Consider the following 24,713-nt stretch of genomic DNA (forward strand, 5'->3'; position numbering starts at 1 on the left):
ACGGGACGCGCGCGTCCCGTCACCCGGCTCGGCCCGGCGGGCAAACGCGTTGACCCCGCGCGAATACTGGACGGGTGGAGTACGTCCTGGCCGGCTACGCGGCGCTTCCCCGATCGAGCACCGTCTCGGTGAGCGCCTGCCTGGCCGACCTGGTCCCCGCCGAGCCGGACTGGGACGACTGGTTCCCCGACGCCGCCGCGGCCGCTCGCACCGGCCACGCGGTCTACGAGATCGGCTTCCCGGCGAAGGACGTACCGGTGCTGCTCGCGGAGTTCGCGGCCGCCGGCGCGGGCGGCCTGCCGGACCGCCTGGCCCGCGCCGAACCGCCGCACCACCTCGGCGACGGAAAGCTGCTGGGCTTCGAGCCGGTGGGCTTCGACTGCGGTCTCTGCCACTCCTGGGGCTGCCTCGGCGGTCTGATCGACGACGTCCGCCGCGCCACCGGCATTCGTGCCCGCGACGGCCTGATCGAGGATGAAGCCGCCGCCGTCGAGGCGGCCCGCTGGCTCACGGCGTCCGGCCTCGGCGACCCGAAGGTCTTCTTCTGGACCCCGGCGGTGCTGATCGGCGTGCCGGCTACTCCACTCCGTGGGACAGGCCCTGGATGATGAAGTTGCGCGCCAGCCCGACGTGGTGCAAGCGCTCGATCTCCGCTTGGTCGAACTCGATGTCCACGTACGGGACCTTGATCGGCCCGCGGGGCGGCCCGAAGACGTACGGCTTGAGCACCCCGATCGTGTAGTGCGTGCGCCGCCGTCCGTCGGCCCGGGTCGCGCGGCCCAGGACGCGGTAGCGGAAGTCGTTCATCGCGTACCACCAGTCTTCGCTCTGCGTGGCGCCGCTGCCGTCGTCCTGGACGTCGGTGTTCTGCCAGCCGGTGTCGAAGTAGCCCTCGTCCGGCGCCGAGCGCAGGGCGTTCTGGACGATCGCTTCGAACAGCGGGAGATCGCGACGGATTTCCGCCGGGCTGACGTACTTCGTGGTCCCGGAGCTCCGCAGCCAGTGGCGGAGGTGGTCGCCGCCGTGCGGCCGGCCCGTGACGCTCAGGATCCCGGCGGCGTCGGCCAGCACGACCCGCAGGCCTTCGTCGTCCTTCGTGGCGGTCAGGTCGCCCCGCGGCTGCTCGGCCGTGTCGGTGTGGGCCTCCTCGACCGGCTGGAAGCGGTTGGCCTCGTCGACGACCTCCTGCGCGGCGATCTTGGCCTGCCGCAGGTGCTCGTCCGCGTCGGCGACCGACGGGATGCGCTCCACCGAAGGCGACGGCGGGTGCCACAGCAGCGACGCCGTCTTCCGGTCGACGACGTCGGCCAGGTGGAGCAGCTTGTGGACGGTGCCCTGTGCGTTCATCATCCGCACGATCGGCGGGCGGTCCCACGGGAACAGGTCCGGCTCGTGGTCGAACGAAACGCCGCCGTCGTCGTGCACGGTCGCCCACATCTCCGGCTCGGGGAGCCCCGCCTGCCAGATCCCGTGGTGCGCCGCCTCGAGCAGCACGGCGTTGGCGTCGACGTACTTCTGCGTGGCACCCAGGCGGTCGCCGGCCTGGTGCACGGCGGCGCGCGCGGCGTCGCCTCCGCTGCCCCTCCACGCCGGATCGTCGACGGGCCGCACCACCGTCCGGTCGAAGTCGGCGACCTGGCCGCTCAGGGCGTCGGCGAGCGAGCGCCAGCCTTCCGCGCACTGGTTGAGCCGGCCGATCGGGAAATCCTTGAGTGCCCGGTAATCCGCTCGCATGGCCCCCCTAGCCCAAGATCGCTCGCAGCTTCTCGCTGTGCGTCTTTTCCGCGCCGGCGTAGAGTTTCGACGCTTTGTCGATGTTCCGGCCGAGATCGCGGATGTTCTCGGCGAGCGCGTGCAAGGAGCCTCCCCAGGGCGCGATCATCGCGCGGACCTCGTCGCCGACCGCCCAGTCCCCCTCGGGCAGTCTCAGCGGGGAAGCGTCCGCGACGGCGTCACCCGCTTGCGCGGTGTCATGCGCGACCCGCCCCGCGGCGGCGGCGATTTCCCCCAGCGCGGCCGGTTCGACCGTGTAGCCGTCTTCGATCGACATCGGAGCCCCCACCTCGTAAGTCGAATGCCGAGCAGTTTACGCGCGCGGCATCATCGACGCGATGACTTGCGAACAATGGCTCCAGGACTTCGAAATCGAAGCCGAACGCCGTGAACAGCGCGAAGATCCGCACTGGGCGCGGGGTGCGCGCCTGCATCCCGACGTCGCGAAGAGCATCCAGCGGTTCCAGGTCGGCGAAGCCGGCGACGGGGCCAACCTCATCGCGAAAGCCGGCAGCGGCGACTACCTCGCCGCCGTGAAGCTCTTCGTCGCCGAGGAGCAGAACCACGCGCGGATGCTCGCCGAGCTGCTGGCCGCCGCCGGGGTGCCGACCATCGGGGCGCACTGGTCCGACACCGTGTTCGTCCGGTTGCGGCGGGCGCTCGGGCTGCGGCTGGAACTCATGGTGCTGCTCATCGCCGAAGTCGTCGCGCTGCGGTACTACCGCGCCCTGCGTGACGGCGGCGGCGATCCGCTCCTCACCGAAGTCGCCGCCCGGATCCTCGCCGACGAAGAGCGGCACGTGCCCTTCCACTGCCACCGGCTGCGCGGCGAGTTCCCGAAAGCCGTGCGTGCCCTCGTGTTCGGAGCCTGGCGGGTCCTGCTGCTCGGCGTCACGATCACCGTCGCGGCCGACCACGGCCGCGCCTTGCGGCAGCTCGGCGTCGGGCGGCGGGAGTTCACCGTCGACGTCCTAGCCGCCTTCGACGCCGCCCTCGCGAGGCTCCAGTAACCCGGCCAGCTTCCGCAGCGCGAGCGTGATCCGCGTCGGCGACACGCCCCGCGACGTCTGGTGCAGGAACAGTTCCGGTGCCAGCGGCGCCAGGAGGACGTCCGCCAGCACCTCCGGATCCGCGACCCCCGCCGCCTCCGCCAGGACCCGTACGTGCGTGCGCCAGAACCCGTACGCGCCCGTCGTGAACCGCGAGTGGCCGACCTCCGCGCCCAGCACCAGGTGCGCGTGCCGCTCCAGCAACTCCACCATCGCCTCGTAGAACGCCGCCAAGCGCTCCGCCGGGGGAGCGCCCGGGCCCAGCGGGGGCTCGCCGCGCAACAAGGACTCCTGCAGGCGGCGCTCGTGCTCGTCCAGCAGCGCCACCGCGATCGACGCGCGGTCCGGGTAGCGGCGGTACAGCGTTCCGCGGCCGACGCCGGCCGCGCGCGCGATGTCCTCCATCGTCACCTCGGCCGCGCCGCGGGCGGTGAACAGCTGCTCGGCCGCGGCCAGGATCTTGGCGCGGTTGCGGGCTGCGTCGGCGCGTTCGGGCATGTCCGCGAGCCTAGGGAATAACCGGACGGGGTGTCCAGTTGAGCGGAAGTGGACAAGGCGTCCACTTGAGGAGGAACCGTGACCCACCTGCTGCACCTCGACTCCAGCGCCCGCCGCCGGTCGTTCTCCCGCGAGCTCTCCGCCCGCTACGCCGAAGCCTGGGACGGCACCCGGACCTACCGCGACCTCGCCGCCGACCCGGTGCCGGTGATCGGCGAAGCCTGGACGGAGATCTGCGACGCGCTCCTGACCCGCGGCATCACCGACCCGGCCCGGTACGCCGAAGCCGTCGAGACGCCGGAACAGCGCACGGCCTGGGCGGTCGTCGAGCCGCTCCTGGCCGAACTGCTCGAAGCCGACGTCGTGCTGATCGGCGCGCCGATGTACAACTTCTCGATCCCGGCCGCCCTCAAGACCTGGATCGACCAGGTGACGTTCCCGCGGATGTCCCTCAAGGGCACGGCGTTCGTCATCGCCGGCGCCCGCGGCGGGACGTACGCGCCCGGCACCCCGCGGGCCCCCTTCGACCACCACGAGCGCTACCTGCGGGACTTCATCGCCGGGCACTACGACGTCGACGACGTCCGCTTCGTGCACGCCGAGCTCACCAACGCCCTCGTCGACCCGCACCTGGCCGCGCGTGAAGACGAGCGCGTCGCTTCGCGCGAAGCCGCGTTCAGGGCGCTCTGATGGGCTGGGTGACGCTCGTCTTCGCCGGGTTCGTCGAGATCGCCTGGTCGCAGAGCATCAAACCGACGGAGAACTTCACCCGGCCGTGGCCGACGCTGCTGTGCTTCGTGCTCGGCGCGGCCGCCGTCTACCTGCTCTCCCGCGCGATGGACACCGTCCCGGTGGGCACGGCCTACGCCGTGTTCACCGGGATCGGTGCCGTCGGGGCGATCGTGCTCGGCGTTGTCGTCAACAAGGATCCGCTGAGCGTCGGCCGGGTGGCCGCGCTGGCCCTCGTCGTCGGCGGCGTCGTGCTCGCGCGCGTCACTTCGTGAGCTGCTCCCACAGGAACTCGAACACCAGCGCCCACTTGAACGCCAGCTGCTCGTTGTCCGCCGCGGCACCGTGGCCGCCCTCGATGTTTTCGTGATACCGGACGTCGTGCCCCTGCTCACGCATCCGCGCCACCATCTTGCGGGCGTGGGCGGGGTGCACGCGGTCGTCGCGCGTCGACGTCACGAACAGCGAAGGCGGGTACGAACGTCCACTGTGGACGTTCTGGTACGGCGAGTACTGCGAGATGTACTCCCATTCCGCGGCGTCGTCCGGGTCGCCGTACTCGGCCATCCAGGACGCGCCGGCCAGCAGCAGGTGGTAGCGGCGCATGTCCAGCAGCGGCACCTGGCTGACGATCGCGCCGAACCGCTCCGGGTAGCGCGTCAGCATCACGCCCATCAGCAGCCCGCCGTTGCTGCCGCCCTGGATCCCCAGCTTCGCCGGCGTCGTGATGCCGCGCTCGACCAGGTCCGCGGCCACCGCGGCGAAGTCCTCGTAGACGCGGTGGCGCTCGGCCTTGATCGCCTGCGTGTGCCAGCCGGGCCCGTACTCGCCGCCGCCGCGGATGTTCGCGACGACGTACGTGCCGCCGCGCGAAAGCCAGCCGCGGCCGATCATCCCGCTGTAGGACGGCGTCAGCGACACCTCGAAGCCGCCGTAACCGGTCAGCAGGGTCGGGCCACCCTCGGCGCCGGACGGCCGGACGACGAAGTACGGGATCTTCGTGCCGTCCTCCGACGTCGCGAAGTACTGCGCCACGCTCATGCCCGAAGCGTCGAAGAACGCCGGAGCCTGCTTCAGCACTTCGACCTCTTCGCCGACGTGGCCGTAGCTCAGCGTCGACGGCTGCAGGAAGCCACTGGAGTTGATCAGATACTCGTCGCTGACGTCGGGATCGGTGTCGAAGATGTCCGCGCTGCCGAACTCGGGCCCACCGGACAGGGGCTCCTCGGTCCAGCCGTCCGGTCCCGGGGTGAGCGTGCGCAGCTCGGTGCGGACGTCGCGCAGCGTGCCCAGCAGCAGGTGGTTGCGCGTCCAGGCCCAGTAGTCGAGCGACGTGTGCTCGTCCGGCAGGAACAGCGTGGCGAAGGTCCGGTCGCCGGCCATGAAGTCGTCGAAGCGGATGCCGATCAGCGAGCCGGCCGGGTGCTCGGTGCCCTCGACCGTCCACGCCGTGCGCGGCCGGACCAGCAGCCATTCGCGGTGCACGGACGCGCTCGCGTCGTCGGGGACGTCGATCTTGACGAGCGCGCCGCCCGTCCGCAGGTACAGCTCCGAGCGGTAGAAGTCGATCGCGCGGCTGACGAAGTCGCGCTCGAAGCCCTCGGTCGGGTCGTGGGACGCGCCGATCGAGACGTCGTCGGGCTTGCCCTCGTAGACCAGGGTCGCGGCTTCGAGCGGCGTGCCGCGCCGCCACTCCTTCGCCAGCCGCGGGTAGCCGGAGCTGGTCAGCGTGCCCGGGCCGAAGTCCGTTCCCAGGTAGACGCGGTCCTCGTCGATCCAGCCGATCCGCGTCTTGGCCTCGGGGACGGTGAAGCCGTCCTCGACGAACTCGTGCGCGTCGAGGTCGAACTCGCGCACGACGGTGGCGTCCGCGCCGCCGCGGGACAGCTCGACCAGGCCGCGCCGGTAGCCCGGCCGCAGCACGGTGGCGCCCTGCCAGACCCAGTTCTCGCCCTCGGCCTCGGCCAGCGCGTCGACGTCGAGCAGCAGCTCCCACTCGGGCTCGGCCTGCCGGTAGGACGCCAGCGTCGTGCGCCGCCACAGGCCGCGCGGGTGGCTCGCGTCCTGCCAGAAGTTGTAGAGGAACTCGCCGCGGCGGCGCACGTACGGGATCCGGTCGTCGGCGTCGAGCACTTCGCGCAGCTCGTCGCGCACCTCGGCGAAACGCGCTCCGGTGGTCAGCTCGGCCAGCGCCTCACCGTTGCGGGCGCGCACCCAGTCCAGCGCGTCGTCGCCGGTCACGTCTTCCAACCACAGGTAAGGGTCCTCGACACTCATGCCCCCAGTCTTGCCCGAGGGCGGCCCTGGCGGCCACCGGGTGGCGTTTTCGTTTCGTGATCCCCGCCTCCCGGGTGGTCCGTATGCTGGTGCCACCGAGCAGGGGGAGATCGTGAACGACGCCGAGCCGTCACCGCCGGGGACGGTCCGGCCGTCCGAGCCCGCGTGGGTGCCGGAGCCGAACCCGTGGGCCCCGAACTGGGCCGCCGCGCCTCCCGTCCCCATCGCCCCGCCGCACAACCGGCTCTGGGGTGCCGTCGCCGGAGTCCTGATCGTCGTGCTGACGATCTCCCTGGTCGCGGCCACCGTCCCGAGGCGGGTGGACGGGCGTGCCTTCGCCGCGCAGGGTGCCGACACCGGCCGGGCCTTCGGCGGCACCGGCTCGACGGTGAAGTCCGTGCCGGAGCTGGCCCGCAACCCGCTGCTGGCTGACGGCATCACGCCCGGGCCGGCGACGTGCGCGCTGCCCGACCTCGGCCGGTCCGCCGACCAGCTCGAGGCGTACTACGGCAGGCTTGCCGACTGCCTGGCGGAGTCCTGGCGCCCGGCCCTGGAGAAGGCGAACGAGCCGAGGCTGATCGTCACGGTCTCGGTGAAGCTGCCCGAGCACAGCGCGTGCGGCGACGCGCCGACCGAGAACGAAGCCGTCGCCTACTACTGCGGCGGCGACACCACCATCTACGCGCCGACCGACTGGATGCTGGCGGACGCCGGGCTCAACAAGGCCCGGCACATCGCGACCATCGCCCACGAATACGGCCACCACGTGCAGCGCGAGAGCGGCATCCTGTCGGCGGCGGCGGACAAGATGACGTCGCCGAACGAGGACAGCGCGGCCGACAAGGAGGTCGTGCGCCGGATCGAGCTGCAGGCCAACTGCTTCGGCGCGCTCTTCCTGGCAGCCGTCGCCGGTACCGGCTCGATCAGCCGGTCGCTGGCGAACGCCGCCGTCGCCGACTACGGCCGGGCCAACGACAGTGACACCCATGGCTCCCGCAAGCACCAGCTTTCCTGGGCGAAGGCGGGCTACGACGGCAAGACGACGAAGGCGTGCGACACCTGGAGCGCCCCGGTCGCCGAGGTCAGCTGACCGTCCACGAGGGATCGCGGCCGAGCAGGGCCAGGAACCGGTCGAGCTCGCTCGCGCCGGCGGGGATCTCGACGCTGCGGGCGAACGAGTTGTTCTTCTCGCGGCCTTCGTCGGGGATCCGCTCGGCCAGCTCGAGGGCGAGGTGCACGGCTTCGGCGTCCGGTTCGTAGGGCAGGCCGAGCGCGCGGGCCAGGTCCCAGCCGTGCGCGACGGTGTCGACCAGGTGCATGTGCGCGGCGACCGGGCCGGGGAACGTGCCGAAGTGGTTGATCGTGAGCTGCCGCTCGAGCACGGCGTCGTCGGCGAAGGCGTCGAGGAAGTCGTCGACGGAGGCCGCGTACGCGCCTTGGGCGTCGTCGCCGAGCTCGCCGGCGTCCCAGTCCGGCGCCGAGCCTTCACGGGCGGCCGTCGCGAAGGCGTGGTTCTCGCTGACCTGGTGGCGGAGCAGGTCGGCCAGCGTCCAGCCCGCGCACGGCGTGGGGCGGGCGAGGTCGGCGGGCGTCACGGTCGCGACGATCTTGTCGAGGACGAGCAGGGCGCGGCGGTCGAGTTCGCGGAGATCCATGCCTCGCACGCTAGGCGGGCCAGCGGACCACGGACAGTGCCAAATCCGTGGCACCTGTGGTGGGCCAATCTAGACTGGTGCCGGTGGAGATCCACATCGACCTGACCGGCACGCGCGGGCACCGCGACGCGATCTACCGGCAGCTCCGCGCGGCGATCCTGGCCGGCCGGATCCGGCCGGGGGAGGCGCTGCCGCCGACCCGCGAGCTCGCCCAGCGGCTGGCGGTGTCCCGGACGACGGTCAGCGCGGCCTACGACCGGCTCACCGCCGAGGGCTTCCTGGCCGGCCGCGTCGGCGCCGGCACGTTCGTCACGGCGTCCGCGGCGGCGCGCCCGGAGCCCTCACCGGTGTCCGGCGTGCGGCCGCTGCCGGAGTGGGACGCCGTCCCGCCGCCCCCGGCGCCGTTCGCCCCGGCGCCGGAGTTCGACTTCCGGCCCGGCGTCCCCGACCTGACCCGGTTCCCGTTCGACACCTGGCGCCGCCTGGTCACGCAGCGGCTGCGCGCCGGCCAGGCCGACCTGATGACCTACGGCGACCCGCAGGGGCTGGCGTCGCTGCGCACCGAGATCGCACGGCACGTGGCGGTGTCGCGGGACGTGCGGGCGAACGCGGCGCAGGTCGTCGTCACCGCGGGCGCGCAGCAGACGACCGACCTGGTCGCGCGCGTGCTGCTGCGCACCGGTGACCTCGCCGCCGTCGAGGACCCCGGTTACCCGCCGCCGCGGCTGGTGCTCGCCGCGCGCGGGATCCGGGTCGCGCCGGTCCCGGTGGACGCGTCCGGCATCGTCGTCGGCGCGATCCCGGCCGGGACGCGGCTGGTGTACGTGACGCCGTCGCACCAGTACCCGCTGGGGCTGTCGATGTCGCTGGACCGGCGGCTCGAGCTGCTCGACTGGGCCGAGCGGAACGACGCGGTGCTCGTCGAGGACGACTACGACACCGAGTTCCGCTACACCGGGCGGCCGCTGGAACCGTTGCACAGCCTCGATTCCCGTGGCCGGGTCGTCTACGTCGGGTCGTTCTCGAAGGTGCTTTCGCCCGCGCTGCGGCTGGGTTTCCTCATCGCGCCGCCGTCGCTCGTGCCCGCGTTGGTCAAGGCCCGGTACCTGACCGACTGGCACGCGCCGAACGTCGAACAGGCGGCGCTGGCGGCGTTCATGGCCGAGGGCGGCTTCGCCCGGCACGTCCGGCGGATGCGGAAGGTGTACCGCGAGCGGCACGAGCTGCTGTCCCGGTCACTGGCATCGTTCGCGGACTTCCTGACGCCGTTGCCGTCGTCGGCGGGCCTGCACCTGAGCGCGGTGGCGCCGTCGGATTGCGGTCCGCTGGTCCGCGCGGCCCGACGGCACGGCGTACGGCTGTACTCGTTGGGGGACTTCGGGGTGGGGGAGCGGCGGCACGGGCTGGTGTTCGGTTACGGTGCGGTCGCGGCCGAGCGGATCGAGCCGGGACTGGCCCGGCTGCGGGCACTGGCGGACGGGGGAGCGGCATGACCGACGACGTGATGGTGGCGATCGACGCCGGTCTGCGGCAGCACATCGGCGGCGACCGCGCCGGCGCGTACGCGACGTTCACGGGGTTGTGGGACTCGATCGGCCCGGACGGCGACCCGCTGCACCGCGTCGCACTGGCCCACCACATGGCCGACGTCTGCGACGACCCGGCCGAGGAGCTCGAGTGGGACCTGCGCGCGCTGGCGGCGGCGGATTCCCTGACCGACTCGCGGGCCCAGGAGTACCACGCGTCCCTGGCGGTGCGCGGGTTCTACCCGTCACTGCACCTCAACCTGGGCGAGGACTACCGCAAACTGGGTGACCTCGCGGCCGCCCGCGAGCAGCTGGCCCTGGCCCGGGCCCGCCTCGACGCCCTCTGCGACGACGATTACGCGGCCGGAATCCGCTCGGCACTGGACGGCCTGGCCGAACGCCTCGGCTGAATCGGTTCGAATACCACGAACACGCCCCGTTTGCCGGACTTTCGCCCGGTGCCGGTGGCACCTACCCTGTGGTGATCCAGCTCACCGACGGGAAGGATCGCCATGCGGATTGCGGATCTGCTGCGCACGAAGGGGACCGCGGTCGCGACGGTCACCCCGGAAACCACGGTGACCACACTGCTGACCGCCCTGGCCGAACACAACGTCGGCGCGATGGTGGTCGTCGCCCCCGACGGCTCGATCGCGGGCATCGTCTCGGAGCGCGACGTGGTCCGCCGCCTGAACGAGCGAGGCCCGGCCCTGCTGGAGGGCCAGGTGTCGGAGATCATGACGAAGCTGGTGGCGAGCTGCTCCCCGGACGACTCGGTGGACCAGCTGTCGGTCCTGATGACGGAACGCCGCATCCGCCACGTACCGGTCCTGGCGGACGGCCGCCTGGCGGGGATCGTGTCCATCGGGGACGTGGTGAAGAACCGGATGGAGCAGCTGGAGCAGAGCCAGGAACAGCTACAGAACTACATCGCCCAGGGCTGACGTTTCGGGTGAGGTGAACGCCGCTGAGAGGGGGGAGACCGGGTGACCGGCTGCGCTCAGCCGGGTTTCACCCGGTTTCCCTTCCGGCCCCGGCTGACGCGGTCGTGCGGTTTTGTCGGTGGTCGGTGCGAGGCTCACGCGGTGTACCAACACCTGGATCCCGGGCCCGCACCACCGGCCTCCTCATGGGCGACCGCGCGTGTGATGCGCCGAACTCGACGTTCGGGTACCCGGCCGGAGCTTGCGTTGCGCAGTGCTCTGCACAAACGGGGCTTGCGCTTCCTGGTGGGCAGATCGGCTCCGGGTGGGAATCGTCGAAGGCGCATAGACGTCCTGCTTCGCGGTGCTCGCATTGCGATCTTCTTGGACGGGTGCTTCTGGCACTCGTGCCCGGACCACGGGCACTTGCCGAGGGCGAACAGGAACTGGTGGCGTCTGAAGCTGCGCGGGATCGCGCGCCGCGATCGTGACACCGACGCCGAGCTGGCCGACTTGGGCTGGCTCGTGGTCCGGGTCTGGGAACACGAGGACCCCTTCGGCGCCGCAGAACGAATCGAGCGGCTCGCCCACAACCGCACCGCATCGACGGTTCGACGCAGCTCCGGTTCCGGGCGTTGAGCCTTTCAGTCGGAAGTCACTCCCGCCACCCCGACAACTCCACCCCCTTCGCCACATCCACCCGGTAAGCCAGCTTCACCTCACCAGTCTCCCCAGCCGCCAGCGTCAGCTTCCACGTGAACTCGCCCAGCGCCGAAGTCTCCACCGGCTCCGGCGAAGTCTTCACGTCCTTCACCGTCACCGCGTCGTCCCGGGAAACCGGTGCCTGGTCCAGCACCGTCACCACGGCCTCCCGGGGCCCGTGGTTCGCCACCGAAATCCGGTACTCCACCTCACGCCGCTTCTGCCCGCCGATGACCGCCTTCGAGGCGGAACGCCGCACCAGCTCCCGCTCCACCCGGATCCGGTCGTCGACCCCCAACGCCAGCTCCAGCTCCTCCCCAGGAGCCCAAGCCTCCAGCACAGTCGTCCCCACGAACTCCGCCTCGTGGAACACCGAAGCACGTCCGGGCCGCAGGGCAAGCGAAGACGAATTGACCACGACAGCCCGCAGGTAAGCCTCCTCGGCGAGCACCGGCGCGGTCACGTAACCCAGCACCGCCGTGAGCGAAAGCTGAGCCAACGTCGTCCGATGCCCCTGGGCCCCCGAAGGCACCGCCACCGGACGTGAAGGCCGGTACGTCACCGCCGTCGTCCCCTGCTCGACCGAAGCCAGCTTCGGTGCCATCGCGGGAGCAGCCATCGCGAACCGGGCCATCCGCGCGCCCTCCGGAATCCCGCCGCCCGAACCCCCGTACGCCGCGGCCGGAGCCGCCGGCACCGGGTGCACCCGGTCCAGGTACCACGGCGAAAGCTCCGGCACCACCACCGAAACCGCGGGCCGCGCGGTCGACAAAGCGAGTTCGCACTCCGGCCAGTCCTCGCCCGTGTACTGGCTGACCAGCCCGTACGACACCACGGTCACGTCGGTCCCGCGCACCCGGATGTCGTACCCCGGCTCCCAGCTCGCCCCGGGGACCACATAGGACAGTTCCAGCTCCGCCGACCCGGCCGGATCCGAGATCTCCAGCTCCACCACCACCGAAGTACTGTCCTCTTCGGACTGTGCGCTGTGCTCGCCGATCCGCCGGTCCAGCGCCTCGAGGTCCTCGCGCAGGCGGGTGATCCGATCCGACAGCACCCGGCGGGACTTCAGCGCCGCGGCCAGCCGCGAGCTCAGCGCGTCCGTCACCTCACCCACCCGCGCGGGCTCCGCCGTCCCGGCCGCCAGCGCCTTCGCGAAGCTGCCTCCGCTCCGCTTCGCCAGCGAAGTCAGCAGATCCACCTTCATCGCTTCGGCCGCTTCGTCGTCCACGACGCCGTCGAGCGTCGCCTGGTCCGCGCGCCGCTGCTCGACGAGCGCGCGCAACGCCGCGTCGGCCGGCGAAGCGTGCCGCTCGGTCCGCACGTCCACCCCGGTGATCAGCGCCGGGCCCGTACCGGTGACGCGCACCGAAGCCGGGTCGAGGGCCAGGGGCAGGCCCGCGAACGTCAGGCGCGGCCCGCCGTCCAGCGCCGCTTTCCCCCGGCGGGTGATGCGGGCCTGCTGCGGGTAGACGGTCACGGCGGCGATCGGAGCTTCCACGGTCGGCATGCCTCCGACGTTAGTCTCTTGACACCCCGGAGGCCGGGACGGAAGTGTCGGACCTCGTCCGCTTCGCCCGGCTTGGGGGTTTGTGTGAAAGCCGCAGTCGTGCTCGCCGCCGTCCTCGCACTGCCGCTGACCGCGGTCGCCGCGGAAGCCGCCGATCCACCCGCGCCGGTGTTCTCCGGCGGCCAGGCGCAACCGGTGTTCAACCCGGCCGACGTCGTGCGTGAAGACGTCTGGGTGACCGCGCCGGTCGACAGCGACCACGACGGCGCCGACGACCTCGTGCACGCCCAGGTCGTCCGGCCGCGCGCCACGCAGCAGGGGATGAAGGTCCCCGTCGTCTACCAGGCCAGCCCGTACTACGCCGGCGGCAATGACGTCGCGAACCACAACGTCGACGTCGAGCTGTACGCGCCGGGGTACGCCCGCGGTCCGGAAGGCCCGCGCGTCGCCGCGCACGGGGTCGGCCCCGCCACCCCGATCACCTGGCGCTACCAGGACTACTTCACCGCGCGCGGCTTCGCCGTCGTCTACGGCGAATCGCTCGGCAGCGGCCTCTCGACCGGCTGCCCGACCACCGGCGACGTCAACGAGACGATCGGCGCGCGCTCGGTCGTCGACTGGCTCAACGGCCGCGCGGAAGCGAAGGACGCGAACGGCGCCGCGGCGAACGCGGGCTGGAGCACCGGCAAGACCGGCATGATGGGCGTGTCCTACAACGGGACGCTGCCCAACGCCGTCGCGAGCACCGGCGTCGAGGGCCTGGAGACGATCGTCCCGATCGCCGCGATCTCCAGCTGGTACCAGTACTACCGCAACGACGGCGCCGTCGTGGCGGCCGGCGGCTACCAGGGCGAGGACGCCGACGTGCTCGCCGAGTACGTCCACACCCGCGCCGACCGGCAGGTCTGCCGCCCGGTGATCGACGCGCTGACCCGCGACCAGGACCGCGTGACCGGCGACTACACGCCGTTCTGGGACGTCCGCAACTACCGCGACGACGTCGGACGAGTGCACGCGTCGGTGCTCGCGGTGCACGGCCTCAACGACTGGAACGTCAAGACCGACCAGGTCGCCGAGTGGTACGAAGCGCTCAAGGCGCACGGCGTCGAGCACAAGATCTGGCTGCACCAGTCCGGCCACGCCGACCCGTACTCGCTGCGGCGCGACGTCTGGCTCGCCACGCTCAACAAGTGGATGTCGCACTACCTCTACGGCGTCGGCAACGGCATCCAGGACGAGCCGAAGGCGACCATCCAGCGCGAAGACCTCTCGTGGACCGACGAAGCCGACTGGCCGGCGCCGGGCACCGCCGACGTCCGCGTCTACCCCTGGCCGGGCGGCCGGTCGAAGGGCGCCATCGACACGCGCAACCCGGTGCCGGGCAAAGCGGCCGTCGAAACCCTCGCCGACGACTCCTCGAAGACGATCGAGCAGCTGGCCGGCGCGGCTTCGTCCGGGAACCGCCTGCTGTACGCGACTTCGGCGGCGAAGCAGTCCGTACGCCTCTCCGGCACCGCCCGCGCCGACCTCGCGCTGGCCTTCGACCGGCCCGCGGCGAACGTCTCCGCGATCCTGCTCGACCGCGCCCCCGACGGCACGTCGCACGTGATCAGCCGCGGCTGGACCGACCCGCAGAACCGCACGTCGCCGTCCCGCACCGAGCCGATCACGCCCGGGCAGACCTACCGGATCGGCGTCGAGCTGATGCCGAAGGACTACGTCCTCGCCGCCGGCCACCGGCTCGAGTTCCTGCTCGCCTCCAGCGACCACGACTACACGCTGCGGCCGAAGCCGGGCGCGGGGCTGGCGCTCGACCTGACGAGGACGTCGGTGACGCTCCCGGTGACGGGCGGCAAGCCGGCGCTGCGAGCCGCGTTCGGCTGATGCTGCCGGAGCACCTCCGCGCCGACGTCGCGACGCTGTGGGAGTACCACGACCTGCGGCACGAGCCGCGCCGCTCCGACGTCGGCGTCGGGCTCGGCAGCCGGGACCCCGGCGTCGCCGTGCACACGGCGGAACTGTTCCACGCCGGCCGGTTCCCGCTGGTCGTGTTCACCGGGGCGAACGCGCCGACGACGATCGAGCGCTTCCCGCGCGGTGAAGCGGTGCACTACCGCGACATCGCGCGGGAACTCGGCGTCCCGGACGACGTGATCCTGGTGGAGCCCGAGGCCCGCAACACCGGCGACAACATCGCGTTCACCCGCCGGCTGCTGGCCGGGCGGGAGATCCGGTCGGTGACGCTGGTGACGCGGCCGTACCAGCAGCGCCGGGCCTACGCGACGGCGAAGCGGCTCTGGCCGGGCGTCGACTTCGTGTGTGCGTCGAAGGCGGCTTCGTTCGAGGACCACGTGAGCGGGGAAGAGGACGTCGAGCGCGTGATCAGCATGCTCGTCGGCGAGACCCAGCGGGTCACCGAGTACGCCGTGCGGGGCTTCGCGATTCCGCAGCACGTCCCGGCCGGCGTCGAGCGGGCGTCCGGCCGGCTGGCCGAAGCCGGGTTCACCCAGCGCCTCCTCCGCCGCCCCGGTGATCACTCAATGTAACGATCATCGCAGGTCAGGCGACTCAAGGGCACCTGCGAGAGGAGCCGCCATGACCTCGACCGCCGACCCCACCCTGGAGAGCTTGCGCGCCCGCCTGTCCGGCACGGTGCTCACCGACGGTGAACCCGGCTACGACGTCGCCCGTTCGGTCTGGAACGGCGAGATCGACCGCCGGCCCGCGGTCGTGGTGCGCCCCGCCGGGGCCGCGGACGTGGCGGCGGCGCTCGCGTACGCGGGCGAAGCGGCGCTCGACGTCTCGGTGCGCGGCGGCGGGCACAACTACGGGGGAGCCGCGGTCGTGGACGGCGGCCTCTGCCTCGACCTGAGCTCGCTCGACGCGATCACCGTCGACCCGGCCGCCCGGACCGCCCGCGTCGGCGGCGGGGCGACGTGGGCGCAGCTCGACGCCGCGACGCAGGAGCACGCGCTCGCGGTGCCCGGTGGCACGATCAGCCACACCGGTGTCGGCGGCCTCACCCTCGGCGGCGGTTTCGGCTGGCTCACCGGCAAGCACGGGCTCTCCTGCGACAACTTGCTCTCGGCGGAGGTCGTCACCGCCGACGGCGAGGTCCTGCGCGCGTCCGCCGACGAGCACCCGGACCTGTTCTGGGCACTGCGCGGGGGTGGCGGCAACTTCGGCGTCGTCACCGAGTTCGAGTTCCGGCTGCACCCGGTCGGCCCGATCGTCCACCTGGGGCTGTTCTTCTGGGGGCTCGAGGACGGCACGGCCGCACTGCGGCAGGCCCGGGCGGTGCTCGAGACGCTGCCCGGGGAAATGGGCGCGCTCGTCGCCGGGCTCAACGCGCCGCCCGCGCCGTTCGTGCCCGAGGCCCACCACTTCCGGCCCGGCTACGCCCTGCTGATCGCCGGGTTCGCGGGGGAGGCGCAGCACGCCGAGGCGGTCAGGGCCGCGCGGTCGGGGCCGGCGCCGCTGTTCGAGTTCGTCTCGCCGATCCCGTACGTCGAGCTGCAGCGGATGCTCGACGACGCCGCGCCGTGGGGCATCCTCGGCTACGAAAAGGCCACCTACGCCGACGGGTTCACCGACGAGGTCATCGAGGTGATCGCGGACTTCCTGCCGCGCAAGGCGTCGCCGATGTCCATCATGCCGATCTTCTCGATGCGCGGGGCCTTCACCGAGGTCGCGGCCGACGCGACGGCCTTCGGCGGCCCGCGCCGGGAAAGCATCCTGATCAACATCGACTCGCTCGCGGCCGAACCGGGGCCGTTCGCCGTGGACCGCGCGTGGGTGCGCGAGTTCTGGACGGCACTGGTACCGCACTCGTCCAACCCGGCCGGCTACGTCAACTTCATGGCCGAGTACGAAGAGGACCGCGTCCGGACGTCGTACGGGCCGGCGAAGTACGCGCGGCTCGCCCGGATCAAGGCGCGGTACGACCCGCGCAACGTGTTCCACCACAACGCGAACATCCCGCCCGCGAAGTGAGTCAGCCGGCGATCCCGGCCCGGTAGGCGAAGGCGACGGCCTGCGCGCGGTCGCGCAGGCCCGCCTTGGCGAACAAGTGGTTCACGTGGGTCTTCACGGTCGCTTCGCTCACCACCAGGGTGCGCGCGATCTCGGTGTTCGACAGCCCGGCCGCGATCAGCCGCAGCACCTCGATCTCGCGCGCGGTCAGGCCTTCGACCGCCTTGACGCGCTGGGGTGCGCCGCGAGTGGCGGCTTCGACGAGCCGTCGCTGCAGCTCGCCGTCCACTGTGGACTGCCCGGCGGCCGCCGAACGCAGGGCCCTGGCGATGGCCTCGGCGTCGGCGTCCTTGGTGAGGAACCCGCGGGCGCCGGCGCGCAACGCGGCCAGCAGTGACTCGTCGTCGGCGTACGTGGTCAGCACGACGACCTCGGTCCCGGGGTGCTCGGCGCGGATCCGTTCGGTCGTCTCCACCCCGTCGCAGCGCGGCATCCGCAGGTCGACCAGTACAACGTCGGGGTGGTGCTCGGCGACCAGGTCGAGCGCGGCGAGCCCGTCGGCGGCGGCGCCGACCACCTCGACGCCGGGCAGCAGCCCGAGCAGCGTGACCAGGCCTTCCCGGACCACGGCCTGGTCGTCGGCCAGCACGACGCGCAGCGTCACGCCGGCACCGTCAGGTGAATCCGCCATCCGTCCTCCCTCGGCCCGCTCTCGACGTGCCCGTCGAGCAGCGCGACCCGTTCGCTCATCCCGCGCAAACCGTAGCCTGCCGCGGGCGCGGCCGGCGGCCGCCTGCCCTGCCGGTCGGCCACCGTCAGCCGCACCGAACCGGTCGCGTAGTCCAGCGTGACCTCGACGTCGGCGTGCGCCGCGTGCTTGCGGGTGTTGGCCAGCGCCTCCTGCACCGCGCGCACCAGCGCGGTGCCGACCGCCGGGTCGAGCTCGCGCGGCTCACCGCCGACCTCGAGGTCCGCGCGCGCCCCGCTGTCCAGCCGGTACGCGGCCAGCAGGTCCGCGATCGCGCGTTCCACCGGCACGGCGTCCTCGCGCAGCGCGGCCACGGCCTGCCGCGCTTCGGCGAGCCCGTCCGCCGCCAGCTGCTGGGCCCGTTCGAGCTGCACGACGGCGTCCGGGCTCGCCCCGTCGCGCAGCAGCATCAGCCGCGCACCCTGCAGGTTGAGCGAGAGCCCGGCCAGCGAGTGCGCGAGGACGTCGTGCAGCTCGCGGGCGATGCGGGCGCGTTCGGCCAGCGCGGCCGCGCGGGCGTGCTCCTCGTTGGCCGTCTGCGCGCGGGCCAGTGCCAGCTCGGTCTGCTCGATGCGGGCCAGCCGGGTGCGCCGGTTCAGCCCCATCAGCACGATCACGGCGAGGACCGCGTACGTCGACAAGGCGCTTTCCCATTGGTCCTGGCGGAGCACCCAGACCGTGGTGATCAGCCCGGCGTTCAGCGCGACCGCCAGCACGATCGGCACCGGGGCCTGCCGCAGCACCACGAAGAACGTCGTGCCGAACAGCGCGACCGACGCCCAGCTGCCCGGCAGGACCACCCAGAGCGCGCCCGCGGACGCGATCACGGCGAGCGCGAGGACCGCTGACGGCGTCCGGGCGCCGAGGTCCTGGACCCACGGCATCGGGATCGACAAGGCGAGGGTGATCCCGATCAGCACCCAGGCGAGTGCGTCCGCGCGGGGCATCGCGGTGACCATCGGCACCGCGATGAGTGCCCAGCGCAGCCAGCCCTGCGCCGAAGGGAACGTGACTCGTCGGGGCGTCATGCCGGGTGTCCTCCGCGGGTGCTTGTACGGAAAATGTACCGACGCGGGCTTCCCTTGGTGCGGTCAAACGTCCCGTTCGTCAGGAGGTTCCCCCATGTCCAGGTTGCGACGGCTCGCCGTGCTCGCCGCCGCCGCGGCGCTGCCCGCGCTCGGCCTCACCCTCGCCGGCCAGGTGACCGCCTCGGCCGCGCCGAACTTCCAGGTGCCGTTCAAGTGCGGGGTCACCGTGACCGCCGCGACGTTCAGCGGCCACAGCCCGGCGTACTCCGTCGACTTCCAGAAGTCGGGCATCACCGGCATGCCGGTGCTCGCGTCGGTCGGCGGCACGGTGACGCGCGTGGCGGACGAGGGCAGCACCAGCTACGGCAAGTGGATCGAGCTGGACCACGGCGGCGGCTGGCGGACCCGGTACGCGCACCTGTCGGCCCAGGAGGTCTCGGTCGGGCAGTCGGTCGCCGGCGGCAAGGAGATCGGCAAGGCGGGCGCGACCGGCGGGGTCACCGGGCCGCACCTGCACTTCGAGGAGCGGCTCGACGGCGTGGTGCAGAAGGCGAAGCTGAACGGCGTCGCCGTGCCGTACTACGGGCACACCGACTTCACGAGCAAGAACGGCTGCGGCGGCAACCCGTACTCCGCCGAAGAGGTCTGCGGCTCGGGCTTTTCGGTCATCGACAAGCAGGGTCTGGCGAACTCCTCGGGCACGGCGTACCTGCTGTACAACGCCTCCACCAAGGCGAACTGCGTGACGACGCTGAAGGCGACGTCGCTCGGCACGGCCAGCCCGGTCTCGGCGTTCCTCGAGGTCCAGGGCTCAGCCCGGACGACCGACTCCGGCAGCTTCACCTACTACGCGGGGCCGGTGAAGAAGACGGCCGGCTCCACCTGCGTGAAGTGGGGCGGTTCGGTCGGCAGCAACACCTACGAAAGCGGCTTCGAGCACTGCGGGTGACCCGTGCCGGTCGGTGGGGCCGGGCAGCATAGCCCGCCCCACCGACAGGAACGCTCCATCCGTCCGTCCCCGGGCCCGATCCGTCCACATCGGCCCCGGCCATCCACAGATTTGCCGCCGGCGCCCCAAGCGGCCCCGTCCTGCCCCACGGTGGAGGCATGACCGCCACCACGGCCGGCCGGTTGCCGGTCGACCTCCGAGACCCCGCGCTGCTGCTGGCCGCGCTCCCGTACCTGATCGGCTTCCGCCCCGCGAGGTCCGTCGTCCTGCTCGGCCACCGCGCCCCCGAGGGCGACCGCGCCGGCCTGATCCTGCGCGCCGGCATCCCGCGCCGGGAAGACCGCGCCCGCCAGGCCCAGGCGCTCGCACCGCTGCTCGCGGCGGGCTGCCACACGGGCGTGACCGTGGCGATCGTCGGCGGCCGGCGAAGATCCGGCAGCCCGCCGCCGCACGCGGGTCTCGTCGAACACCTGGCGAAAGCGCTGGGCGAGTACGGCCTCCCGATCCTGCACGCGATGTGGACGACGGGCATCACCACGAACGCACGGTGGGCCTGTTACGAGGAGGACGAGCTCTGCGGCGGCCGGCTCCCGGACCCCCGCGCGACGGTGGTCGCGGCCGCGGCCACCGAGCGTGGCCAGGTGGTGTTCGACAGCCGCGCCGAGATGGCGGCGCTGCTCGACCCGCGGTGCCCGGAGACGATCGCCCGCCGCGCCGACCTGCTGGCCCGGCTGCCCGAGCCCGGCGGCTTCGACGCGGCGTCGGAGATCCGGGCCGCGTTCGACCGCCTGCGCCGGGGCGAAGGTCCGCCGAGCGACGAGGAAGCCGTCCTGCTGGCGAACGCACTGACGATCCCGGAGATCCGCGACGAGTGCCTCGGCATGGCCGTGCCGCCCGAGAGCTCGACGGCGCGGGAAGCGGAGCGCCTGTGGCTCACGCTGGTCCGCGAGCTCCCGGCCCCGGAACGCGCGCAACCGGCGGCGCTCCTGGGCTACACGGCCTACCTGCGCGGCGACGGCACCTTCGCGGGCATGGCACTGGAGAACGCGCTGGAAGCGGACCCTGGCCACGTCCTGGCGGACCTGCTGCTGCGGGTCCTGAGCCGCGGCATGCCCCCGGAACAGCTGCTGGGCCTGGCGGAGCACGCCGACCCGGGCGGAACGGCCGGCTTCGGGCTGATCATGCCGGACGCCGAACCGAGCCAGGCCGAGTGAGGCGTGACTGTCGCGAAAGGACGGTGGCCGGCTCAGCCCTGGCTGGCGCGCCGGGCCTGGGTGAACTCCCAGGCGTCGCGCACGATCCCGGTCAGCTCGATCCGTTCCGGCTTCCACCCGAGCTCTTCCCGGGCCCGGTCGCTGGCCGCCACGAGCACCGACGGGTCGCCCGCGCGGCGCGGGGCGACCACGGCCGGCACCGCGTGGCCGGTGACCTCGCGGCAGGCCTCGATCACCTCGAGGACGGAGAACCCGGTGCCGTTGCCCAGGTTGTAGATGCGGTGCTCGCCCGCGGTCGCGTGCTTCAGCGCCAGGAGGTGCGCGTCCGCGAGGTCGACGACGTGGATGTAGTCGCGCACCGCGGTGTGGTCCGGCGTCGGGTAGTCGTCGCCGAAGATCGAGATGTGCTCACGGTCGCCGGTGGCGACCTGCAGGACGAGGGGGATGAGATGGGTTTCCGTGGCGTGGCGCTCACCGAAGGCGCCGTACGCGCCGGCGACGTTGAAGTAGCGCAGGCTCACCGCGGCCAGGCCGTGCGCGGTGGCGAAGCTGGTGATCGCCGCGTCGATGGCGAGCTTCGTGGCGCCGTAGGTGTTGGTCGGCCGGGTCGGCGCCGACTCCGGGATCGGCGTCTGCTCCGGCTCGCCGTAGGTCGCCGCGGTCGAGGAGAACACCAGCCGGGGCGTGCCGTGCTCCTGCATGGCCTCGAGCAGCCGCAGCGACGTGACGACGTTGCCTTCCCAGTACTTCGCCGGCTCCGCCATCGACTCGCCGACCAGCGACTTCGCCGCGAAGTGCAGCACGCCGTCGAAGCCCTCGCGCAGCAGGCTGCCCGCCACCTCGGCGGCGTCGCCCTCGATGAACCGCGCGTCCGGGTGGACCGCGTCGGCGTGCCCGGTGGACAGGTCGTCGACCACGGTGACCTGGTGCCCGGCCTCGACCAGCCGGGCCGCGCAGACACTGCCGACGTACCCCGCTCCGCCCGTCACGACCAGCTTCAGGGCGTTGCTCTGCTCCGACACGTCCAGGCCTTTCTGCCGAGGGTGGTGATGCGCTTCAGTCTTCCCCCTCGGCGACGCGCGGGTCCGTCCGGGGGTTGCCCCGGACGGACCCGCGCGGCCTCAGACCTCGTCGCGGCCGGCGCCCCGCGAGGGCACCGCGGTGAACATCCGCGGGCGCCGGTAGCCGGCCTTCTCGTACGCCGCTTCGACGGCCGCCTTGACCCCGTCCAGGTCGGCGTCGCGGACCAGCGCGATCGCCGAACCGCCGAAGCCGCCGCCGGTCATCCGCGAGCCGAGGGCGCCGGCTTCCCGCGCCGAGTCGACCGCGAGGTCCAGCTCGGCCGTGGAGATCCGGTAGTCGTCGCGCATGCTGACGTGCGAGGCGTCCAGGTACGGCCCGATCTCGGCCAGCCGGCCGGCGCGCAGCAGCTCGACGGTCTCGAGCACGCGCTGGTTTTCGGTGACGACGTGGCGCACCAGCGGCACGAGGTCGTCGGGCAGCCGGTCGAGCGCCTCGGCGAGGCCCTCGACGGTGACGTCGCGCAGCGCCTTGACCCCGAGCAGCCCGGCCGCCCGCTCGGTGCCGCGCCGGCGCTCGCCGTAGCCGCCTTCGGCGTGCGAGTGCTTGGTGCGGGTGTCGATGATCAGCACCTGCAGCCCGGCCTCGGCCAGGCCGAACGGCACCTGCTCCTGCTCGCCCGAACGCACGTCGAGGAACAGCACGTGCGACTCGGTGCAGCAGAGGGACGCCGTCTGGTCGAGCAGGCCGGTCGGCGCGCCGACGAAGTCGTTTTCCGAACGCTGGACCCAGCGCGCGACCTGGGGCCGCGTCGGGATGCCGTCGCCGGTGCCGTCGAGCTCCAGGCCGGCCAGGCCCAGCAACGCCAGCGACACCGCGCACTCGAGCGCGTGGGAGGAGGACAGCCCCGCCCCGGACGGTACGTCCCCGGCGATGACCAGGTCGGCGCCGGCGGCGAAGCCCTGGTCGCGCAGCACCCAGGCGACGCCGGCCGGGTACGCGGCCCACCCGTCGACCGTGCCCGGCGCCAGGTCGGCGATCTTGAGCTCGCCCGAGCGCTGGATCTGGCCGTCGTCGCCGAGGGTGGCCACGGACAGGACGCCGTCTTCCCGGGGTGACGCGGCCGCGGCCAGCCGGTGCGGCAGCGCGAACGGCAGCACGAAGCCGTCGTTGTAGTCGGTGTGCTCGCCGATCAGGTTGACCCGGCCGGGCGCCGACCAGACGCCCGCGGGCGCGGTGCCGTGGACCGTGCGGAACGCCGCCACGGCCTCCGAAGCGGGGCTCACCTGGCCTGGGCCAGGACGGCGTGCAGCGCGGACGTCGCGACCTGGGCGGTGGTGTCCCCGCCGGTGACCTCGATGGTGCCGCCGTTGGCCTTGCCGATGGTGACCGTGCCGCCCGGCACGATGCCGACGGACTTGAGCTCGGTCATCAGCGACTCGTCCAGCTGGACGTGCTCGGCGATGCGCCGGATCTCGACTCGGCCGCCGCCCGTGCGGGCGAACTCGTCGAGCCGGACCAGGTCGGCCTCCGCGGGCGGCGCGGGGTCGCCGTCGCCCAGCTTGTCCAGGCCCGGGATCGGGTTGCCGTACGGGGAGGTGGTCGGGTGGTCGAGCAGCTTGACCAGCTTGCGCTCGACGGCTTCGCTCATCACGTGCTCCCACCGGCACGCCTCGTTGTGCACGTGCTCCCACTCGAGCCCGATCACGTCGACGAGGAGGCGCTCGGCCAGGCGGTGCTTGCGCATGACGGCGATGGCCAGTTCACGGCCGTGGTCGGTCAGCTGGAGGTGCCGGTCGTCGGCGACCACGACCAGCCCGTCGCGCTCCATCCGGGCGACGGTCTGGCTGACGGTCGGGCCGCTCTGCTGCAAGCGCTCGGCGATGCGGGCGCGCAGCGGAACGACTCCCTCTTCTTCGAGCTCGTAGATCGTACGCAAGTACATCTCGGTGGTGTCGATGAGATCGTTCACGCTGTCCCCTTCGTCCGCGTCGCTCATCGTAGTCGTTGGCACCGACAGCGGCGGCGGGCCTGGTGGATACGGTGCCGTCGGTTACCGATCCGACGCGGTCACGGCGGAAACCGTCGGCTCGCGCGGATCGATGGCGGGCCGTGTCCGACTGCTTCCGGCCGGATCGGCACCACCCCGCCGGTGGGGGAGATGTCCGCACCCCGGCGCGGCCGGGCGCCGGGCCGCTGCAAGATGGGAGCATGCGTCCGCTGATCAGCACCACCGACCTCGCCGCCGCGCTGGCGGGCCCGGCCGCCGGGCGGCCCGTCGTCCTCGACGTCCGCTGGCGCCTCGCCGGCCCGCCGGCCGCCGAGTCCTACGCGGCGGGCCACGTACCCGGCGCGGTGTTCGTCGACCTCGACCGGGTCCTCGCCGCCGAGCCGGGCGAAGGCGGCCGCCACCCGCTGCCCGCCCCCGCCGACCTGCAGCGCGACCTGCGCGCGGCCGGCGTCCGGGCGGGTCACCCGGTGGTGGCCTACGACGACGCGGACGGCTCCGTGGCGGCCCGCGCGTGGTGGCTGCTGCGCTGGGCAGGCCATGAAGAGGTGGCGGTCCTCGACGGCGGTTACGCGGCGTGGTCGGCCGAGGACCACCCGGTCAGTACCGAAGAGGCACACCCGGAACCGGGCGACCTCACGGTCCGCCCGGGCGCGATGCCGGTCCTCGACGCGGACGAGGCAGCGGCCCTGGCCCGCGACGGCCTCCTCCTCGACGCCCGCGCCGCCCCGCGCTACGCCGGCGAGACGGAACCGGTCGACCCCCGGGCGGGCCACATCCCGGGCGCGGTGAACGCCCCGTTCGCCGGCCACATCGCGGCCGACGGCCGCTGGCACACCCCGGCGGACCTGGCCGCCCGCTTCACGGACCTGGGCCTGCGCCCGGGCGAGCCGGTGGCCGCGTACTGCGGCTCAGGAGTGACGGCGAGTTCGGTGGTACTGGCCCTGGAACTGGCCGGCCACCCCGGCGCGGGCCTGTACGCGGGTTCCTGGTCGCACTGGTCCCGCAACCCCGACCGCCCCGCGGCGACCGGCCCCCTGCCCGGCTGAGCACCCGGGATCGAGCGCGTCCCGGCCCGGCCGGCCGGGCCGGGACGTGGCTGTCCGCGGGCCACCCGCCGACCGCGGCGCGG

26 protein-coding genes are annotated in these 24,713 nt (G+C 72.7%); 15 read left to right on the forward strand and 11 right to left on the reverse strand.

From position 1 onward, the window contains the following. Positions 1 to 74 precede the first annotated feature (74 nt). On the forward strand, positions 75 to 608 hold the full coding sequence (locus ACLJQM_RS21750; RefSeq protein ID WP_410632577.1) for a hypothetical protein: 534 nt from the start codon (positions 75 to 77) through the stop codon (positions 606 to 608). Here ACLJQM_RS21750 and ACLJQM_RS21755 read toward each other — a convergent pair. Next, entirely contained in the window at positions 577 to 1,734 is a 1,158-nt protein-coding gene (locus tag ACLJQM_RS21755) for a hypothetical protein (RefSeq protein ID WP_410632578.1), read from the reverse strand. The genes ACLJQM_RS21750 and ACLJQM_RS21755 overlap by 32 nt on opposite strands. A gap of 7 nt (positions 1,735 to 1,741) precedes the next feature. Further along, on the reverse strand, positions 1,742 to 2,050 hold the full coding sequence (locus ACLJQM_RS21760) for a type VII secretion target (RefSeq protein ID WP_410632579.1): 309 nt from the start codon (positions 2,048 to 2,050) through the stop codon (positions 1,742 to 1,744). A gap of 61 nt (positions 2,051 to 2,111) precedes the next feature. On the opposite strand from ACLJQM_RS21760, the gene ACLJQM_RS21765 reads away from it, so the two are divergent. Beyond that, on the forward strand, positions 2,112 to 2,783 hold the full coding sequence (locus tag ACLJQM_RS21765; protein WP_410632580.1) for a ferritin-like domain-containing protein: 672 nt from the start codon (positions 2,112 to 2,114) through the stop codon (positions 2,781 to 2,783). Here the strand turns inward: ACLJQM_RS21765 and ACLJQM_RS21770 are convergent. Then, positions 2,745 to 3,320, reverse strand: coding sequence for a TetR/AcrR family transcriptional regulator (locus ACLJQM_RS21770; RefSeq protein WP_410632581.1), 576 nt, complete (start codon positions 3,318 to 3,320; stop codon positions 2,745 to 2,747). The genes ACLJQM_RS21765 and ACLJQM_RS21770 overlap by 39 nt on opposite strands. A gap of 78 nt (positions 3,321 to 3,398) precedes the next feature. Here ACLJQM_RS21770 and ACLJQM_RS21775 point away from each other — a divergent pair, with 78 nt between their 5' ends. Further along, the gene (locus tag ACLJQM_RS21775) at positions 3,399 to 4,010 is read left to right on the forward strand and encodes an FMN-dependent NADH-azoreductase (RefSeq protein WP_410632582.1); all 612 of its coding nucleotides are present in this window, start codon (positions 3,399 to 3,401) and stop codon (positions 4,008 to 4,010) included. Next, positions 4,010 to 4,324, forward strand: coding sequence for a DMT family transporter (locus ACLJQM_RS21780; protein ID WP_360766647.1), 315 nt, complete (start codon positions 4,010 to 4,012; stop codon positions 4,322 to 4,324). Before ACLJQM_RS21775 ends, ACLJQM_RS21780 begins: the two co-directional genes overlap by 1 nt. Here the strand turns inward: ACLJQM_RS21780 and ACLJQM_RS21785 are convergent. Next, positions 4,314 to 6,326, reverse strand: a complete 2,013-nt coding sequence (locus tag ACLJQM_RS21785; protein WP_410632584.1) for a prolyl oligopeptidase family serine peptidase — start codon at positions 6,324 to 6,326, stop codon at positions 4,314 to 4,316. The genes ACLJQM_RS21780 and ACLJQM_RS21785 overlap by 11 nt on opposite strands. A 112-nt stretch (positions 6,327 to 6,438) precedes the next feature. Here ACLJQM_RS21785 and ACLJQM_RS21790 point away from each other — a divergent pair, with 112 nt between their 5' ends. After that, entirely contained in the window at positions 6,439 to 7,416 is a 978-nt protein-coding gene (locus ACLJQM_RS21790; protein WP_410632585.1) for a neutral zinc metallopeptidase, read from the forward strand. On the opposite strand, the gene ACLJQM_RS21795 is transcribed toward ACLJQM_RS21790, so the two are convergent. Beyond that, the gene (locus ACLJQM_RS21795) at positions 7,409 to 7,981 is read right to left on the reverse strand and encodes a TIGR03086 family metal-binding protein (protein ID WP_410632586.1); all 573 of its coding nucleotides are present in this window, start codon (positions 7,979 to 7,981) and stop codon (positions 7,409 to 7,411) included. The genes ACLJQM_RS21790 and ACLJQM_RS21795 overlap by 8 nt on opposite strands. A gap of 83 nt (positions 7,982 to 8,064) precedes the next feature. Between ACLJQM_RS21795 and ACLJQM_RS21800 the strand changes: the two genes are divergently transcribed. The 4 genes from ACLJQM_RS21800 (at position 8,065) to ACLJQM_RS21815 (ending at position 11,069) form a co-directional block, all read left to right on the forward strand. Beyond that, a complete protein-coding gene (locus ACLJQM_RS21800; RefSeq protein WP_410632587.1) occupies positions 8,065 to 9,474 on the forward strand; it encodes a PLP-dependent aminotransferase family protein in 1,410 nt (469 codons plus the stop codon). Next, positions 9,471 to 9,917 (forward strand): hypothetical protein, encoded by a 447-nt coding sequence (locus tag ACLJQM_RS21805; protein ID WP_410632588.1) that lies wholly within the window; start codon positions 9,471 to 9,473, stop codon positions 9,915 to 9,917. Before ACLJQM_RS21800 ends, ACLJQM_RS21805 begins: the two co-directional genes overlap by 4 nt. A gap of 102 nt (positions 9,918 to 10,019) precedes the next feature. Further along, the gene (locus tag ACLJQM_RS21810) at positions 10,020 to 10,451 is read left to right on the forward strand and encodes a CBS domain-containing protein (RefSeq protein WP_410632589.1); all 432 of its coding nucleotides are present in this window, start codon (positions 10,020 to 10,022) and stop codon (positions 10,449 to 10,451) included. 204 nt (positions 10,452 to 10,655) lie between these two features. Beyond that, on the forward strand, positions 10,656 to 11,069 hold the full coding sequence (locus ACLJQM_RS21815; protein WP_410632885.1) for a very short patch repair endonuclease: 414 nt from the start codon (positions 10,656 to 10,658) through the stop codon (positions 11,067 to 11,069). 16 nt (positions 11,070 to 11,085) lie between these two features. Here the strand turns inward: ACLJQM_RS21815 and ACLJQM_RS21820 are convergent, their stop codons facing one another. Then, the gene (locus ACLJQM_RS21820; protein WP_410632591.1) at positions 11,086 to 12,642 is read right to left on the reverse strand and encodes a DUF4139 domain-containing protein; all 1,557 of its coding nucleotides are present in this window, start codon (positions 12,640 to 12,642) and stop codon (positions 11,086 to 11,088) included. A gap of 84 nt (positions 12,643 to 12,726) precedes the next feature. On the opposite strand from ACLJQM_RS21820, the gene ACLJQM_RS21825 reads away from it, so the two are divergent. Genes ACLJQM_RS21825 through ACLJQM_RS21835 form a run of 3 tightly spaced genes read left to right on the forward strand, consistent with a single transcriptional unit; the run spans position 12,727 to position 16,635 of the window. Beyond that, the gene (locus tag ACLJQM_RS21825; RefSeq protein WP_410632592.1) at positions 12,727 to 14,526 is read left to right on the forward strand and encodes a Xaa-Pro dipeptidyl-peptidase; all 1,800 of its coding nucleotides are present in this window, start codon (positions 12,727 to 12,729) and stop codon (positions 14,524 to 14,526) included. After that, positions 14,526 to 15,188 carry a YdcF family protein gene (locus ACLJQM_RS21830; protein ID WP_410632593.1) on the forward strand — a complete coding sequence of 221 codons (663 nt, stop codon included), beginning with the start codon at positions 14,526 to 14,528 and terminating at the stop codon, positions 15,186 to 15,188. The genes ACLJQM_RS21825 and ACLJQM_RS21830 overlap by 1 nt, the downstream gene beginning before the upstream one ends. A gap of 49 nt (positions 15,189 to 15,237) precedes the next feature. Further along, a complete protein-coding gene (locus ACLJQM_RS21835) occupies positions 15,238 to 16,635 on the forward strand; it encodes an FAD-binding oxidoreductase (protein WP_410632594.1) in 1,398 nt (465 codons plus the stop codon). Between the two features lies 1 nt (position 16,636). Here the strand turns inward: ACLJQM_RS21835 and ACLJQM_RS21840 are convergent, their stop codons facing one another. Both ACLJQM_RS21840 and ACLJQM_RS21845 read right to left on the reverse strand, forming a co-directional pair. Beyond that, positions 16,637 to 17,278, reverse strand: coding sequence for a response regulator (locus ACLJQM_RS21840; protein ID WP_247025223.1), 642 nt, complete (start codon positions 17,276 to 17,278; stop codon positions 16,637 to 16,639). Further along, positions 17,275 to 18,390 (reverse strand): sensor histidine kinase, encoded by a 1,116-nt coding sequence (locus tag ACLJQM_RS21845; protein WP_410632595.1) that lies wholly within the window; start codon positions 18,388 to 18,390, stop codon positions 17,275 to 17,277. The genes ACLJQM_RS21840 and ACLJQM_RS21845 overlap by 4 nt, the downstream gene beginning before the upstream one ends. Positions 18,391 to 18,484: 94 nt before the next feature. On the opposite strand from ACLJQM_RS21845, the gene ACLJQM_RS21850 reads away from it, so the two are divergent. Together ACLJQM_RS21850 and ACLJQM_RS21855 are read left to right on the forward strand one after the other, a co-directional pair. Continuing rightward, complete coding sequence (locus ACLJQM_RS21850; RefSeq protein WP_410632596.1) at positions 18,485 to 19,339, forward strand: M23 family metallopeptidase; 855 nt, start codon at positions 18,485 to 18,487, stop codon at positions 19,337 to 19,339. 158 nt (positions 19,340 to 19,497) lie between these two features. After that, positions 19,498 to 20,553, forward strand: a complete 1,056-nt coding sequence (locus ACLJQM_RS21855) for a DUF4192 domain-containing protein (RefSeq protein WP_410632597.1) — start codon at positions 19,498 to 19,500, stop codon at positions 20,551 to 20,553. Positions 20,554 to 20,585: 32 nt separating this feature from the next. On the opposite strand, the gene galE is transcribed toward ACLJQM_RS21855, so the two are convergent. From galE to ACLJQM_RS21870, 3 genes are all read right to left on the reverse strand, one after another. After that, positions 20,586 to 21,575, reverse strand: coding sequence for a UDP-glucose 4-epimerase GalE (gene galE, locus ACLJQM_RS21860; protein ID WP_410632598.1), 990 nt, complete (start codon positions 21,573 to 21,575; stop codon positions 20,586 to 20,588). A 99-nt stretch (positions 21,576 to 21,674) separates the two neighbouring features. Beyond that, the gene (gene galK / locus ACLJQM_RS21865) at positions 21,675 to 22,859 is read right to left on the reverse strand and encodes a galactokinase (RefSeq protein WP_410632600.1); all 1,185 of its coding nucleotides are present in this window, start codon (positions 22,857 to 22,859) and stop codon (positions 21,675 to 21,677) included. Further along, entirely contained in the window at positions 22,856 to 23,572 is a 717-nt protein-coding gene (locus tag ACLJQM_RS21870) for a metal-dependent transcriptional regulator (RefSeq protein WP_360766693.1), read from the reverse strand. Before ACLJQM_RS21870 ends, galK begins: the two co-directional genes overlap by 4 nt. Before the next feature lie 212 nt (positions 23,573 to 23,784). On the opposite strand from ACLJQM_RS21870, the gene ACLJQM_RS21875 reads away from it, so the two are divergent. After that, positions 23,785 to 24,630 (forward strand): sulfurtransferase, encoded by an 846-nt coding sequence (locus tag ACLJQM_RS21875; protein WP_360766696.1) that lies wholly within the window; start codon positions 23,785 to 23,787, stop codon positions 24,628 to 24,630. The last annotated feature ends 83 nt before the right edge of the window (positions 24,631 to 24,713 follow it).

Source organism: Amycolatopsis sp. cmx-4-83, from assembly GCF_046548815.1.
GTDB classification, from domain to species: Bacteria; Actinomycetota; Actinomycetes; order Mycobacteriales; family Pseudonocardiaceae; genus Amycolatopsis; species Amycolatopsis pretoriensis_A.